Here is a 15641-nt window from a genome sequence, read left to right on the forward strand (position 1 = left end):
TGTCCCCCTGGTTCGACGACTCTCGCCACGCTAACCGGCGAAACTGGGTGCCCGATGATCCGTGCTTCCGGCACGCCGAACCCATGCGATCATGAGGAGGTCTGCACCTCTCCAGCAGATGTCGTCCGCAATGCCGACCGCTGGAGGTTGTCTGTGCCCATCCCGAAACCCGCCGCGCTGACCTCCCCGGTCATCGACTGCGAGCCGCCCGCGCTGCCGCTGGGAATGCCACCGGCTCCAGTTGTCGTGCCGGCCGCCTGCCAGGCACCGACAGTGCTGCACGGGCATACCCCGCGCCGGTCGCGCCTGGTCGGCGCCGAGCCGGAACGGCAAGTGCAGCCCGGTGCCGCGCAGTTCGCCGACATGGCACTGCGCCGGGTCCTCGAGGTCGTCGACCGGCGCAGGCCTCCGGCCCAGCTGAGGTCGTTGATGAGCCAACTGCTGGTCGACGCGGTCGTCGCCGCCGCCGGGGCACGCCACCGGACCACGGCGAGCCTTCGCCGGGTGGGACTACGCCCGGCAGCCTCAGCCGAGGCTGCCGAGCTGTTCGCCACCTACACCCGCGGAGCGCGGGTGCGCGCCATCGCAGGGCGTATCGAATTACGCAGTGGCCGTTGGCAACTCACTGCGCTACAGCTGGGCTAGCTCTTACGGTGCGATTTCGCCGGCCGGCCGGTCTTGGCCTGCTTGCGGGCCGCTTCGCGACGCTCGCGCCGGGTGCCACCGGACGAAGCGGAATGCCGTCCACTTCCGCCCGAGCGCTGCACCTCGGCGGTGCCGTCCTCGGACGGTCCGGTGTAGGTCAGCGGGGGTGCGTCGTTCTCGATGCCCTTGGCACGCAACGCAGGCGCCGGCCGCTCCTTGGTGGCCACCGCACCCGAATCCGCGTCAGCGGCCGTGGCCTCCCCGGCCTTCGCCGCGGCGGCCGCAGCGAACTCGGCCAGACCACTGGGCGCGGCCACCGGTGCGACGGCAGGCGCCGGCGCGGCCTCGACCTGAACGTTGAACAGGAATCCGACCGACTCCTCCTTCAGCGCATCGAGCATGCCGACGAACATGTCGTAGCCCTCGCGCTGGTACTCGACCAGCGGATCGCGCTGCGCCATCGCCCGCAGTCCGATGCCCTCCTTGAGGTAGTCCATCTCGTAGAGGTGCTCGCGCCACTTACGGTCGATCACGTTGAGCAGGACGTTGCGCTCCAACTGACGCATGGCGCCCTCGCCTGCCAGTTCTTCGAGCTGCTTCTCACGCTCGGCGTAGGCGCGGTCGGCATCCTTGATCAACGCGTCGAGCAGTTCCTCACGCGTCAGCTCACCGGGCTCGCCCACCGCATCGGTGTCGACCAGGTCGTGGTGGTCGATACCGACCGGGTACAGCGTCTTGAGCGCCTCCCACAGCTTGGCCAGGTCCCAGTCCTCGGCGTAGCCCTCGGCGGTGGCACCGTCGACGTACGCGGTGATCACGTCGACCAGCATGTCGTGGGCCTGCTCCTGGAGGTTCTCGCCCTCCAGCAGCATCCGCCGTTCCTTGTAGATGACCTTGCGCTGCTGGTTCATCACCTCGTCGTACTTGAGGACGTTCTTGCGGACCTCGAAGTTCTGCTGCTCGACCTGTGTCTGGGCGCTCTTGATGGCGCGGGTGACCATCTTGGCCTCGATCGGCACATCGTCGGGCAGGTTGAGCCTGGTCAGCAGCGACTCCAGCGTCGCGCCGTTGAACCGTCGCATCAACTCGTCGCCCAGCGACAGGTAGAACCGGGACTCGCCCGGGTCGCCCTGGCGGCCGGAGCGGCCGCGCAGCTGGTTGTCGATACGCCGGGACTCGTGGCGTTCGGTGCCCAGCACGTACAGCCCGCCGGCGTCGACGACCTTCTCGGCCTCCTTGCCGGCCTCCTCCTTGATGGTCGTGAGGGTGTCGTCCCAGGCGGCCTCGTACTCCTCGGGGGTCTCCACCGGGTCCAGGCCCTTTTCGCGCAGCCGCTTGTCGGCCAGGAAGTCGGCGTTGCCGCCGAGCACGATGTCCGTACCGCGACCGGCCATGTTGGTGGCGACGGTGATGGCGCCGAGCCGGCCGGCCTCGGCGATGATGTTCGCCTCCTGCTCGTGGTACTTCGCGTTGAGCACGTTGTGCGGAATCTTGCGCTTGGTGAACTGGCGCGACAGGTACTCCGAGCGCTCGACGCTGGTGGTACCGATCAGGACCGGCTGACCCTTTTCATAGCGCTCCGCCACGTCGTCGACGACCGCGATGTACTTGGCTTCCTCGGTCTTGTAGATCAGGTCGGACTGATCCTGGCGGACCATCGGCCGGTTGGTCGGGATCGGCACCACGCCCAGCTTGTAGATCTCGTGCAGCTCGGCGGCCTCGGTCTCGGCCGTACCGGTCATGCCGGAGAGCTTGTTGTAGAGGCGGAAGTAGTTCTGCAGCGTGATGGTGGCCAGAGTCTGGTTCTCGGCCTTGATCTCGACGTGCTCCTTGGCCTCGATGGCCTGGTGCATGCCCTCGTTGTAGCGCCGGCCCAGCAGCACACGGCCGGTGAACTCGTCGACGATGAGCACCTCGCCGTCGCGGACGATGTAGTCCTTGTCGCGCTGGAACAGCTCCTTGGCCTTGATGGCGTTGTTGAGGTAGCTGACCAGCGGCGAGTTGGCGGCCTCGTAGAGGTTCTCGATACCCAGCTGGTCTTCGACGAACTCCACACCCAGCTCGTGCACACCGATGGTGCGCTTGCGGATGTCGACCTCGTAGTGGGTGTCCTTCTCCATCAGCGGGGCCAGCCGGGCGAATTCGCTGTACCAGTTGGACGCTCCGTCGGCGGGGCCCGAGATGATCAGCGGGGTACGGGCCTCGTCGATGAGGATCGAGTCGACCTCGTCCACGATCGCGAAGTTGTGGCCGCGCTGAACCATGTCCTCGACCGAGTGCGCCATGTTGTCACGCAGATAGTCGAAGCCGAACTCGTTGTTGGTGCCGTAGGTGATGTCGGCGGCGTACGCCGCGCGGCGCTCTTCGGGGGTGAGCCCGGACAGGATGACACCCACGTCCAGGCCCAGGAACCGGTGCACGCGGCCCATCCACTCGCTGTCGCGTTTGGCCAGGTAGTCGTTGACCGTGACGACATGCACGCCCTCGCCGCCCAGCGCGTTGAGGTAGGCGGGCAGCACCGCGGTCAGGGTCTTGCCCTCACCGGTCTTCATCTCGGCGACGTTGCCGAAGTGCAGGGCCGCGCCACCCATGATCTGGACCTCGAAGTGCTTCTGGCTCAGCACCCGCCAGGCGGCTTCACGGGCGACGGCGAACGCCTCGGGCAGCAGGTCATCGAGGTCTTCCCCGTCGGCGATCCGCTTCTTGAACTCGTCGGTCTTGGCTCGCAGCTCGGCGTCCGAGAGCTTCTCCATGTCGTCGGACAAGGTGTCGACATAGTCGGCCACCTTCTTGAGGCGCTTGACCATGCGGCCTTCACCGAGACGGAGCAACTTCGACAGCACGCTATTTCCCCTGTGGGTTCGATGGATCCCGTGGGTGGGATCGGTCGGGCTTGTTGGCCTCCATCGTAGGTGACCGGTCGAAGTCGCTGGTTCTGCTGGCGCGAAGAAGCAAAAACGCACCCCGGAATGCTCCGAGGTGCGGTTTTGCTTCTTGGTCTCTGGCCGAGACGCGCTAAGCCAGGCGGATCAGCCCGTAGTCATAGGCGTGGCGGCGATATACCACCGACGGCCGGTCACTCTCCTTGTCGTGGAACAGGAAGAAATCGTGCCCCACCAGCTCCATCTCGTAGAGGGCGTCGTCGACGGTCATCGGCGTCGCCGTGTGTTCCTTGGTCCGCACGATCCGGCCCGGCTCATGGTCGTCGAGGCCGTCGGCCAGTCCGGCGTCGGCCGTCGCCGTCGGCTGGTTCTCGAAAAGCGTCTCGTGTGCGGTCGCTTCGGCCAGCGAGACCGGGGTTTTGTCCCCGTAGTGGATCTTGCGGCGGTCCTTGCTCTTGCGCAGCCTGCTCTCGAGTTTGCCGGCCGCTGACTCCAAAGCGGCGTAGAAGCTGTCGGCGCAGGCCTCGCCGCGCACCACCGGTCCGCGGCCGCGGGCCGTGATCTCGACGTGCTGGCAGTTTTTGCGCTGACGGCGGTTGCGTTCGTGGTCGAGCTCGACGTCGAACAGGTAGATGGTGCGGTCGAACCGCTCCAGGCGCGACAACTTCTCCGAGACGTAGATACGGAAGTGGTCCGGAACTTCGACGTTTCGACCCTTGACCACAACCTCTGCGTTCGGCTCCGGGGTGGCGTCGCCGACCTGCTCGTCGGGGTCGACCACCATGGTGGCGCTTGTTTCCGGGGAATGGGTTGACATACTCGGCAACTCGTTTCTCTCAGTTGTCACACGCATTGTGCGTGCCCTACTTCTCAACGAATCGTGATGGTGCCGATGGGCCGAATAGTTTGCTCCACCCATCGGCGAAAGGTGTCGGGTACTCACCTCCTACCGTTTGGCGGTGAAGTGGCGCTGCGTTGCGGGAGCGCCGCCGTGAGTCATTCACGGGTGGTTGCTGCCGACGGTAGTCCGTGTTCACCCACTCGTGCCACCAATTTCAAATACGTGTTTTCAGTTCTTCATGTGGGTTTGATCCCACCGAAATGACAGACGCGTCAGGCGTGCGAAAGCGCCAGCACAGCAGACACCTGCGCCCCGGCGCGGGTGAGCATCCGCACCGATTCGGCTGCCGTAGCCCCGGTGGTGACGATGTCGTCGACCAACACCACCTCGCCCTCGATCGGTCTGATCAGACGGACCCGGCCGGAGATGTTGCGTTGGCGTGCGGCGCCCGACAGGCCCACCGAATCACGCACCCACGGCCGCAGGCGCAGGGCCGCCACGACGTGGACGCCGGGCAGCCCGGCCGCCGCCGAGGTCGCGATCCGGCCGACCGGATCACCACCGCGACGACGCGCTGCGGCGCGCCGGGTGGGAGCCGGTACGACGGTCACCGGAGTGCCGATGATCCCCCAGGTCAGCAGGTGCCGCAGGCCGGTGTTCAGCGCGCCGGCCAGCGGGGTGATGAGGTCGGTCCGACCGTGCTCCTTGACCGCCACGATGGCGCGCCTGCGGGCACCGGCGTGGCGGCCGAGCGCGAAGACCGGGACTCCCGGATCGGCTCGCGGGGTGAACAGGTGCGGCTCGTCGTCACCGACCCGGAGTTGTCCGGCGCACGACGCGCACCATCTGGTCGAGCGCGCGCCGCAGCCGCCGCACTCCAGCGGCAGGATGAGGTCGAACATGCGACGGTGCTCAGCCCGTCAGTGCGGTGAGCACGTCGCCGAACGCCCCCTGGGCCAGTACCGAGATGGTCTGGGTCTGCGGGTCCAGCGAGGTGATCCGCTGCAGGTCACGGTTCCAGTGGTAGAGGTCGCCGCTGATCGGGCCCGGGTTGCCGGCACTGAGCGTCTGGCACAGGTGCGCCATGGCGTTCACCGCCGCGAGCAGCGGGCCCGCGGCGTGTATCGGATGGACCATGAGCAGGTTTCGCGACGGCGCGCCGACGATCGCGCCGTGCGGCGTCACCGGCAGGTAATCGGGCACCAAGGCCCCGATGTCGAGGATCTTCGAGCCGACGAACACCGATTCGCCTGCCAGGATCGAGAATTCCGCATCATCGTCACTGCGGCGGATGACCTCGTCGATCGGCTCGGCGACGGTGTTGCACCGACCCGCCTCGCGCAACCGGCCGGCGTCCCGGGCGCAGACCTGGTCGGTGTTGAGGTAGGCGACGACGTCCGGGTAGTCGATACACAGCACCTCGGTCAGGCCGTCGGCGACAGGCCATCCGTACGACAGCATGCCCCCTGGTGAGGACTCGACCTGTTCGGTCGACAGCACCCTGGCCCGCACCCGTTCGAGCAGTTCGGAGAAGTCCATGTCCTCGACCCTGGGGCGGTCCCGCGCGGCGAGCATGTCCGCGAAGTGCTTGTCCACCAGTGCGGGCCAATCCTGTTGCCCTGCCTTGCGACACGTGCGGACCAGGTTGTCGAGGCCGTAACTCGACCCGTCCGAACACTTCACCGTGGCGCCGTCCGCGGCGAACACCGCCTCGACCCGACGCGCCGCCAGCACCTGCAGCGTGAGGCGCCGAATATGCGCCATCTCGTCGGCCGTCATTGCCGGATACGCGTTGTCACGATCTTCTGCCATGCCGCCCCCTCGGTCGCCCTCAGCCTATGTCTGACCGTGAGCGGGTAACGACACCTCTTTTTTGCAGAGCCTCAGAGCCTCAGCCGATTTGGCCAATGCCTCAGCCGGGCAGCACGGGCAGCGAGCCGGGAACCATCAGTGGGCGCACCTCGACCCACCCGGGGTTGTCCTCACTGACCGACGCGGACAGCTGCATCACACCGCGTTGGTCGGCGACGTACACCGTCGACGGATTGGCGGCCACCGTGCCCACCGGGGCCACAAGATTTCGGCTGGGCCCGTCCGAATTCACCCCGTCGAGGTTGACGTACGACACCGGGTGCGCCGGATCGGTCCGGCTGACCACGATGTCATCGCCGGTGCGCCAGGACAGCGACACCACGGTGTTGCCCAGGCCGAAGCCGAGGCGCCGCGGGTAGGTCAGCAGGAACTGTCCCTCGGGGGTTCGCTCGACCCCGGCCAGGATCACCTGTCCGCCGATCACCATCGCCGCCCGGGTGCCGTCGCGAGAGAGCTGCAGTTCGGTTATCGGGCCCGGGAAGCGGGTGGCCACCGCGGCCACGTCGACCGGAATGCGGGCCGGCACACCGGATGCGTCACGGATGGCACGCACCACGTTGGCATCGTCGACCACCACCCATACCGCGTCGTCGAGGGACCAGCTCGGCCGGGTCAGGGTTCGGCCCTCGATGGCCATGGCGGTGGGCCCGCCCAGCGGTCCCATCCACAGTGAGGCGGCGGTCGCCTCCGGGGCATCGGGCAGCACGACCACCGACGCCGCGTTCTGACCGTTGCGCGACACCGCAGCCGACTTCTGATTGGGTGCCGAACCGAAGGCCCCGGGCACCCGGCTGGTGCTCTGCCCGTCCAGCGCCACCAGTGAGCCGCCCACCAGCGCATGCAGGCCCGCGGCGGCACCGGGCACCGCGCCCGGATCCGTGGCCGCGACATCGGAGGTTTCCCATCCGTCGGCGAAGCGGTCGTCCAGCGGCGCGCCGTCGGCGTTGATCACGTAGGGCCCGCTGATCCCGGCCCGCGACAGGGTCCAGATGACCTGTGCGGCAAGCAGTTGACGACTGTGCGGATCAGTGGTCGAGAGGTTCTGGAGATCGATCCGGGCACCGCCGTAACCGCGGCCCACCCCGGTCTTGCCACCGTCGGCCCGGGTTACCGGACCGCGTAGCTGCAGCGGCGCTTCGAGCAGGTTGCGCACCGCTCTGGACATCTCCGGACGTGGCCCGGCCACCAGTTTGGAGATCAGTTCGGTGGCCAGCTGGTCGGGGTCGGAGACCGCGACGTAGCGCGGGTCGGGCACGACGGTGGTTCCGGTCGGGTCGACGAAGTAGAGCGTGTTGCGCTTGTAAGTCGACTGAAACTGTTGCCAGTCGAGGAAAACTCCGTTGGGCAGCTTGTCGATGCGCCAGCCGCCCGGGGTCTGGACGAGCTCGATGGGACCGGGGTCGGGCAGTGCCCCCTCCCCTGTCTCGAACACTCCCATATCGGACAGGGACCCGAGGATGTCTGCCCGCATGTTCACCGAAACCCGGTCCGAGCCACGGGTTTCGACGAACACCACCCGGTCGAGCAGCAGCGCGCTGCCGGCGTCGTCCCATGAGCTGGACGCCGACTCGGTGAGGAACTGCCGGGCCGCCAGATGCCGGTTTGCGGGATCGGCAGTGGCCTTGAGGAATTCACGCAGGAGCACGTCGGGGTCCATCCCCGGCGCCGGCTTGGGCAGATTCGGTGGTGCCGGCTTGTCGACCGTGCCGATCGCCTGCGGGGAAGACGAATTCGGAATTCCCGCGCACCCGGACACCAGAACTACCAGACCGACGATCATCACCGTCAGCAGGCGCTTCACACGTTCTCCTCCGCATGCTCCCGGTCACGGTTGGGACGCTGCCGCTGCTTCTGCTGCGGTGCAACGGGTTTGAGTGGCAGCGGGCTGGTGGTCACCTTGTGGCCACGCACCAACGGAAGCGTCAGGCGGAAGCAGGCGCCCTTGCCCGGCTCACCCCAGGCCTCCAACCGGCCCTGGTGCAGGCGCGCATCCTCGATGCTGATGGCCAGGCCGAGCCCGGTGCCACCGGAACGCCGGACCCGCGACGGATCCGACCGCCAGAAGCGGCTGAACACCAGTTTCTCCTCGCCGGGACGCAGGCCGACGCCGTAGTCGCGGACGGTGACCGCGACGGTGTCCTCGTCGGCGGCCATCCGGATTCGGACCGGTTTGCGTTCGGCATGGTCGATGGCGTTGGCGATGAGATTGCGCAGGATCCGTTCCACCCGGCGAGGATCCACCTCGGCGATCACCTCGCCCTCGGGCATGTTGACGTCGAGCTCGACCTCGGCGTCGGCCGCCAAGTGCCCCACGTTGTCCAGCGCGCTCTGCACTGTGGAACGCAGATCGACCGACTCCACCGACAGCTCGGCGACACCGGCATCGTGACGGGAGATCTCCAGCAGATCGGCCAGCAGGGTCTCGAAGCGGTCCAGTTCGTTGACCATCAGTTCGGTGGACCGGCGCAAGGCAGGGTCCAGATCCTCACTGTGGTCGTGGATCAGGTCGGCCGCCATGCGCACCGTGGTCAGCGGGGTGCGCAGTTCGTGGCTGACGTCAGAAGTGAAGCGGCGCTGCAGGTTACCGAATTCCTCGAGCTGCTGGATCTGGCGCGACAAGCTCTCGGCCATGTCGTTGAACGACACCGCCAGCCGGGCCATGTCGTCCTCACCGCGCACCGGCATCCGCTCGGTGAGGTGGCCTTCGGCGAACCGCTCGGCGATCCGCGAGGCCGAGCGCACCGGCTGCACGATCTGCCGGGCCACCACCAGGGCGATGGCGGCCAGCAGACCCAACAGCACCACGCCGCCGGTCGCCATGGTGCCGCGCACCAGCGAGATGGTGCTTTCCTCGTTGTTCAGCGGAAAGATCAGGTACAGCTCAAGATTGGGCACCGACGAGGACGCCGGGCTGCCGACGATCAACGCCGGCCCGGACAACGCATCGGTATGCACCGTGGCGTACTGGTAACTGACCTGCCCGGCCTTGACGAAGTCCCGCAACGCCTTCGGCACCTGCTGCACCGGCCCGGCCGCGGCGGCTTCACGCGGGCCGTCGCCGGGAACGATGAGCACCGCGTCGAACGCCCCCGCCACATCCGCACGGGCGTCGGCCTTGCGATCGATCAGGGTGTTCCGGGCCAACTGCAGGCTGCTGTCGAGCGAGCGGCTCTCCTCACCACCGACGATGCCGCCGACGGTGATGCGGGCGCGCTCGACCTCCTCGGTGGCAGCCTTGACCTTGACCTCGAGAATGCGGTCGGTGATCTGGCTCGTCAGCACGAAACCGAGAACCAGGATGACGGCGAGCGACAGCCCCAGCGTCAGCGTGACCACCCGCAGTTGCAGCGAACGACGCCACACCATGCTCAGCGCTCTGCCGAGCGTCCCCAATCCGCGCAACAGTGGGCCGGAACCTCCCCAGCGACCACGGATGCGCCGTCTGGAGCTGAAGATCACGGGGGTCCGGCCTTGTATCCCACTCCTCGAACGGTCAACACCACCTGCGGGTTCTCCGGGTCTTTCTCAACCTTGGCCCGCAACCGCTGGACATGCACGTTCACCAAACGGGTGTCAGCGGGGTGGCGATATCCCCACACCTGTTCGAGCAGCACATCACGAGTAAACACCTGGCGTGGTTTGCGTGCCAGCGCCACGAGCAGATCGAACTCCAGCGGCGTCAGCGAAATCTGCTCGCCCTGACGGGTCACCTTGTGGGCCGGCACATCGATCTCGACATCGTTGATCGACAGCAGCTCGGCGGGCTCGTCCTCGTTGCGGCGCAGCCGCGCGCGCACGCGGGCGACCAGCTCCTTCGGCTTGAACGGCTTCATCACGTAGTCGTCGGCGCCGGATTCCAGGCCCAGCACCACGTCGACGGTGTCGGTCTTCGCCGTCAGCATCACGATCGGCACGCCGGAGTCGGCACGGAGCACCCGGCACACGTCGATCCCGTTCATGCCGGGCAGCATCAGGTCCAGCAGGACCAGATCGGGCCGTAGTTCGCGGACCGCGGTGAGTGCCTGGCTGCCATCTCCGATGACCGCCGTGTCGAATCCCTCACCACGCAAGACGATGGTGAGCATCTCGGCCAGCGATGGGTCGTCGTCGACGACAAGGATCCTTTGCCTCATAGTGTCCATGGTGTCACCCGATCGCGATAAAACCGGGGTACCACACGCGGGTTTCTCCGCTTTATCTGCTGCTTAGCCGACCCGCGAGGGCGTCCGGGTCCACATCCGGGCCCGCGATGGCCCATCGCCCGCACCAGTCGGCCGCAGCCAGCCCGGCGTAGACCTCACCGGTGCGCTGCTGCAGCCCGCCGTCGCGCTCGTACGCGTCTCTGGCGCGATCGGCCTCGGTGTTGGCCCGGTGCTCGGCGCGCTGCGCGGCCAGCTCGGTCGGGACGTCGAGCAGCACCTGCCAATCCGGCCTGGGCAGTTTGAGGCGGTCGAACTCGAGCTCACGCACCCAGGCCACCACTTCACCGTCGGCACCCTGGTGCGACCGGGCCGCGCTGTAGGCGGCATTCGAGGCGACGTAGCGGTCCAGGATGACGACGTCGTAGGCGCCCTGCAGGTGTTCGATCTCCTCACGCGCGCCGGCCCGGTCGAGCGCGAACAGGGTGGCCATCGCGTAGATCGAATCGGCCAGGTCCCCGTGCGCCCCGTGCAACGCCTCGGCGGCCAGATCGGCGGGCACCGAGTGGTGATAGCGCGGGAACGCCAGGCTGCCGACGGACTTGCGATCGGCCTCGAACGCCGCCCGCAGTCCGTTGGTCAGCGTACGTTTGCCTGCGCCGTCGACACCCTCGATCGCTATGAGCACGCGGGCAGCCTAACGCGGGCGTACGTTCCCGCAAAGATAGCCATGCTTAGCATTTCTTCCGGTACCGTCGCTCGGTGCCCGAGATCGCCGACGGTCGGCGTGCTGCTCGGCAGCGGATGGGACGACTGGGACGGCAAGGCCAATGCCCCGCCCCCAAGCCCCCGCTGTTCGGACTGCACCCGCTCGCGACGGGTGACGCGCTGAGCGTTACCGCACAAAGCGCCGGCGTCACCAAGCTGCGCGGCATGCTCAAGACCGCCGCCGTCAACGACATCGTCAAGTAGCTGCAGGGGTTGACCGCCGGCAGCAAGAGCAAGCACGACGACATGAAGTAGCCAAGCCGGAGTCACGACGGTGGGCCCCGCTCCGGAGGGGCCCACCGCGCGTTCGCACACCTCGTCCGAGCCCGATCCAGGTGGTGACACCACCAGGCCGACGCGCGCGCCGGCCCTGGCGGCACTTCTACGATCGATTTATGAAGCGCGAGCAGCTCAGCGATTTCTTGCGTACCCGGCGTGCCCGGCTCAAGCCGACCGACGTGGGGTTGACGGTCGGCGGCACGCGACGGACCCCGGGACTGCGCCGCGAGGAGGTTGCCCTGCTGGCCGGTGTCGGAACATCCTGGTACACGTGGCTCGAACAGGGCCGCGACATCAACGTGTCGTCGAGCGTGCTGGACGCGATCAGCGCTGCCCTACAGCTCTCGCAACCCGAACGGTCGCACCTGTATTCGCTGTCGGGGTTGAATCCCCCGCCGGCAGGTGAGCGCGCAACCGAAGTCACTCCCGAGCTTCTCCATCTGCTCGAGGCGTGGTCGCCGCGACCGGCCATGCTGCAGGACCGGTACTGGAATCTGCTCGCGGTCAACGAAGCGACCCGGCGGGTGTTCGGCTACGGCGCCACCGATCGCAACTGCCTCGTCACGTTCTTCACCAACAGCCGCTACCGCGACATGTACCTCCACTGGGCAGCGGCGGCGCCGGGGGTGGTGTCCGCGTTCCGCGCCGATGCGGCACGGTATCCCGACGATGTCCGGTTCGCCGAGATCGTCGATGATCTCGGCGCGGTCAGCCCCGAGTTCGTCGAGCTGTGGGAACGGCACGACGTGGGTCACCATTCACAGGCGATCAAGGCCGTGCTGCATCCTCAGGTCGGTGAGCTGGTGTTCGACAAGACAACCCTGGCCGTCACCGACCATCCGGGCCGGCACCTGGTGCTGTACAACCCGAGACCCGGGACCGGCACCGATGAACGGCTCGCTGCCCTGATGCAGGCTCAGTCGCGGAACGGCCTGGTCAGCTCGGCAAGTTCGTCGAGATAGCGCAACGCCTCGGTCTCCGCGGCCGCGGCATCGCGGAAGAACACGCAATGGTCGACGCCGCCGTCGGCCAACACCTCGAGCTCGCGACGGGTCAACGGCGTGATCGTGCTCTGCCGGTCGGGCCCCAGGTAGCCGCGCTGGTCGGCACCGATCAGCGTCACCGGAATCCGGTCACGTCCGCGCTCGCCGGCCCGGCGCCGAAGTTCCTTGACCCGGGTCACCAGCTCCTCAGGTGTGCCAACAAGATTCGGCGCCCACTGGTCACCGTACTCGAGCACCCGTTCCAACACGGTGGGGCCGTTGCCGCCGACCAGCACCGGCAGGTGGGGCCGCCCGACCGGCTTGGGCCATGAGTAGATCGGGTCGAAATCGACGAATTCGCCATGAAATTCGGCTTTCTCAGCGGTCCAGATCTCCTTCATCGCCAGCACCCGCTCGCGCATCAACGCCAGCCGGGTCCTCGGCTCGGTACCGTGATTGCGCATCTCCTCACGCAGCCAACCGGCGCCGACGCCGAGCTGGAAACGACCGCCGGAGAGGTGATCCACACTCGCCGCCTCCTTGGCGAGCGTGATCGGATCCCGTTGCACCACCAACGCAACCCCGGTACCGAGGATCAGTCGATCGGTGACGACGGCGGCCGCCGACAGCGCCACGAAGGGATCCAGCGACCGGTAGTAATCGTGCGGCGGCAGGTCGCCTTCGGGCGGTACCGGCCCAGCCACCGGCAGATGAGTGTGCTCGGCGACGAAAAGTGAGTCCAATCCCCGCTCTTCGAGGGCTATCGCCAGTTTCGTGGGCGCCAGGCCCCGGTCAGTGAGGAATGTGCTGACACCGAACTTCATGCCTCCACCCTGCCGCTCGGTCGCCGAACCGGAAAGGGCGCAGTCAACATGGGACCGGCACCACCACCAATGCAAAAGTCCCCGAAATCCTTGGATCTCGGGGACTTTCGCATCTGCTCGCGCAGAAGGGGTTACTCAGTAACGGTAGTGCTCCGGCTTGTACGGGCCCTCGACGTCGACGCCGATGTACTCGGCCTGCTCCTTGGTGAGCTTGGTCAGCGTGCCGCCGAGTGCCTCGACGTGGATGCGCGCCACCTTCTCGTCGAGGTGCTTGGCCAGGCGGTAGACCTCGTTGTCGTACTCGTCGTTCTTGGTCCACAGCTCGATCTGGGCGATCACCTGGTTCGAGAAGCTGTTGCTCATCACGAACGACGGGTGGCCCGTGGCGTTTCCGAGGTTGAGCAGACGGCCCTCGCTCAGCACGATGATCGACTTGCCCGAGTCACCGAAGGTCCACTGGTCGACCTGCGGCTTGATGTTGAGCCGGGTGGCACCCGACTTCTCCAGCGCCGCCATGTCGATCTCGTTGTCGAAGTGGCCGATGTTGCCCAGGATCGCGTGGTCCTTCATCGCCTTCATGTGGTCGAGCAGGATGATGTCGAAGTTGCCCGTGGCGGTCACCACGATGTCGGCGTTGCCGATCGCCTCCTCGACGGTCACCACGTCGTAACCGTCCATCAGCGCCTGCAGGGCGTTGATGGGGTCGATCTCGGTGACCTGCACGCGCGCGCCCTGACCGGCCAGCGATTCGGCACAGCCCTTGCCCACGTCGCCGTAGCCGCAGATCAGCACCTTCTTGCCGCCGATCAGCGCGTCGGTGCCGCGGTTGATGCCGTCGACCAGCGAGTGCCGGGTGCCGTACTTGTTGTCGAACTTGCTCTTGGTGACCGAGTCGTTGACGTTGATGGCCGGGAACGCCAGCTCACCCGCGGCGGCGAACTGGTACAGCCGCAGCACGCCGGTGGTGGTCTCCTCGGTGACACCCTTGACCGACGCGGCGATCTTGGTCCACTTGTCCTTCTCCGTCTCGAAGCGCTTGCGCACCAGGGACAGGAAGACCTTCCACTCGGCCGAGTCTTCCTCTTCGGCAGGCGGAACCACGCCGGCCTTCTCGTACTCCGCGCCGCGCAGCACGAGCATGGTGGCATCGCCACCGTCGTCGAGGATCATGTTCGCCGGCTCGCCCTCCCAGGTGAGCATCTGCTCGGCGGCCCACCAGTACTCCTCCAGCGTCTCGCCCTTCCAGGCGAAGACCGGGGTGCCCTTGGGATCTTCGGGGGTGCCGTGCGGGCCGACCACCACTGCGGCGGCCGCGTGGTCCTGGGTGGAGAAGATGTTGCAGGAGGCCCAGCGAACCTCGGCGCCGAGAGCCACCAGCGTCTCGATCAGCACCGCGGTCTGCACGGTCATGTGCAGCGAGCCGGAGATGCGTGCACCCTTGAGCGGCTGCACGTCGTGGTACTCACGACGCAGTGCCATCAGGCCTGGCATCTCATGTTCGGCCAGGCGGATCTCCTTGCGGCCGAAATCGGCCAGCGACAGGTCGGCGACCTTGAAGTCGATGCCGCCCCGGCTGTCAGCCTTCAACTCAGTCATGTAGAGCCCTCTTCCATTCGTGATTGCTTGCCAGCGCACGGGCACGCCGAAAAGCGACGCCACGTGCAGATACCTCTAGCCTGCGGGCTCGCGGGACAGGCGCTCATGTGTTTTTGACAGCGGCGGCGCTCTGACAGCTAGGGGGTATCTATGACACCGTAGCGCTCGGCGAATGGCGTCATGAGTCGGGCCAGGTCACCGGCCACGTCGTGGTCTGCTTCGGGCGGCATCGACACGTAGCTCATCGCCAGCCGCACGATCGCCCGGGCCAGTACCCCGGCGTCCTCGTCGCTGGCCTTCATCCAGCTGTTCTGGAAGGTTCCGGTCAGCCGTTGCGAGCAACGGGAGATGATCGGCCCGCTGCCGGTGGTGATGATCTGCAGTAGGTCGGGCTTGGAGGCACCGGTGAGCAACGAGATCACCAGTGGATCGGCGGCGGACTCGAGGAAGAACGCGCGGAAGCCCTCGAGAAACGCCGCGTGCACTTCGCCGACGTTGTTGTTGATGGCCTCGTCGACCGCATCGACGAGGCGGTCCGCCAGGCGCATGGCATATCCCTCGGCCAGGCCCTGGCGTGAACCGAACTCGTTGTAGATCGTCTGACGGCTGATACCCGCGACCTGAGCCACGTGCGAGAGCGTGATGGCCGACCAGTCACGGGTCAGCAGCAGCTCCCGCATGCCGTCGAGAATCGAATCGCGCAACAGCACTCGCGATGCCTCCGCATACGGGATGCGCTGCTTGTCTCGCGGCCGACTCACACGGGCGACAATATCGCTTTCCGGGCCGCTTTCGAGCGCGTCGCACGAAGC

General features: G+C 66.9%; 14 protein-coding genes. 3 read left to right on the forward strand and 11 right to left on the reverse strand.

The window, feature by feature from the left end:
• The first annotated feature begins 153 nt into the window (after positions 1–153).
• Positions 154–645, forward strand: a complete 492-nt coding sequence (locus EH231_RS22585) for an Rv3235 family protein (protein WP_124713381.1) — start codon at positions 154–156, stop codon at positions 643–645.
• Here EH231_RS22585 and secA read toward each other — a convergent pair.
• The 8 genes from secA to EH231_RS22625 form a co-directional block, all read right to left on the reverse strand.
• Positions 642–3488 carry a preprotein translocase subunit SecA gene (gene secA, locus EH231_RS22590; RefSeq protein WP_090432734.1) on the reverse strand — a complete coding sequence of 949 codons (2847 nt, stop codon included), beginning with the start codon at positions 3486–3488 and terminating at the stop codon, positions 642–644. The two genes, EH231_RS22585 and secA, sit on opposite strands and share 4 nt — an antisense overlap.
• Before the next feature lie 172 nt (positions 3489–3660).
• On the reverse strand, positions 3661–4344 hold the full coding sequence (gene hpf, locus EH231_RS22595; RefSeq protein WP_090432733.1) for a ribosome hibernation-promoting factor, HPF/YfiA family: 684 nt from the start codon (positions 4342–4344) through the stop codon (positions 3661–3663).
• A 296-nt stretch (positions 4345–4640) separates the two neighbouring features.
• The gene (locus EH231_RS22600; protein ID WP_124713382.1) at positions 4641–5270 is read right to left on the reverse strand and encodes a ComF family protein; all 630 of its coding nucleotides are present in this window, start codon (positions 5268–5270) and stop codon (positions 4641–4643) included.
• A gap of 10 nt (positions 5271–5280) precedes the next feature.
• Positions 5281–6180 carry a hypothetical protein gene (locus EH231_RS22605; RefSeq protein ID WP_124713383.1) on the reverse strand — a complete coding sequence of 300 codons (900 nt, stop codon included), beginning with the start codon at positions 6178–6180 and terminating at the stop codon, positions 5281–5283.
• A gap of 100 nt (positions 6181–6280) precedes the next feature.
• Positions 6281–8041 carry an MtrAB system accessory lipoprotein LpqB gene (lpqB, locus tag EH231_RS22610; protein WP_124713384.1) on the reverse strand — a complete coding sequence of 587 codons (1761 nt, stop codon included), beginning with the start codon at positions 8039–8041 and terminating at the stop codon, positions 6281–6283.
• Positions 8038–9699, reverse strand: a complete 1662-nt coding sequence (gene mtrB, locus EH231_RS22615; RefSeq protein ID WP_090432723.1) for an MtrAB system histidine kinase MtrB — start codon at positions 9697–9699, stop codon at positions 8038–8040. The genes lpqB and mtrB overlap by 4 nt, the downstream gene beginning before the upstream one ends.
• On the reverse strand, positions 9696–10382 hold the full coding sequence (gene mtrA, locus EH231_RS22620; protein WP_019343547.1) for a two-component system response regulator MtrA: 687 nt from the start codon (positions 10380–10382) through the stop codon (positions 9696–9698). The genes mtrB and mtrA overlap by 4 nt, the downstream gene beginning before the upstream one ends.
• Positions 10383–10434: 52 nt before the next feature.
• Positions 10435–11067 (reverse strand): dTMP kinase, encoded by a 633-nt coding sequence (locus tag EH231_RS22625; RefSeq protein WP_090432721.1) that lies wholly within the window; start codon positions 11065–11067, stop codon positions 10435–10437.
• 74 nt (positions 11068–11141) lie between these two features.
• Between EH231_RS22625 and EH231_RS22630 the strand changes: the two genes are divergently transcribed.
• The gene (locus tag EH231_RS22630; protein WP_124713385.1) at positions 11142–11351 is read left to right on the forward strand and encodes a hypothetical protein; all 210 of its coding nucleotides are present in this window, start codon (positions 11142–11144) and stop codon (positions 11349–11351) included.
• Positions 11352–11542: 191 nt separating this feature from the next.
• Positions 11543–12388: a helix-turn-helix transcriptional regulator gene (locus EH231_RS22635; RefSeq protein WP_090432718.1), complete on the forward strand. Its 846-nt coding sequence runs from the start codon at positions 11543–11545 to the stop codon at positions 12386–12388.
• On the opposite strand, the gene EH231_RS22640 is transcribed toward EH231_RS22635, so the two are convergent.
• The 3 genes from EH231_RS22640 to alkX form a co-directional block, all read right to left on the reverse strand.
• Positions 12343–13233: an LLM class F420-dependent oxidoreductase gene (locus EH231_RS22640; protein WP_090432716.1), complete on the reverse strand. Its 891-nt coding sequence runs from the start codon at positions 13231–13233 to the stop codon at positions 12343–12345. The two genes, EH231_RS22635 and EH231_RS22640, sit on opposite strands and share 46 nt — an antisense overlap.
• Positions 13234–13368: 135 nt before the next feature.
• Entirely contained in the window at positions 13369–14829 is a 1461-nt protein-coding gene (gene ahcY, locus EH231_RS22645; protein ID WP_090432714.1) for an adenosylhomocysteinase, read from the reverse strand.
• A 137-nt stretch (positions 14830–14966) separates the two neighbouring features.
• Positions 14967–15590, reverse strand: a complete 624-nt coding sequence (gene alkX, locus EH231_RS22650; RefSeq protein ID WP_070187227.1) for a TetR family transcriptional regulator AlkX — start codon at positions 15588–15590, stop codon at positions 14967–14969.
• Positions 15591–15641 lie beyond the last annotated feature (51 nt).

Origin of the sequence: Mycolicibacterium nivoides (assembly GCF_003855255.1) — a bacterium.
Classification (GTDB): Bacteria; Actinomycetota; Actinomycetes; order Mycobacteriales; family Mycobacteriaceae; genus Mycobacterium; species Mycobacterium nivoides.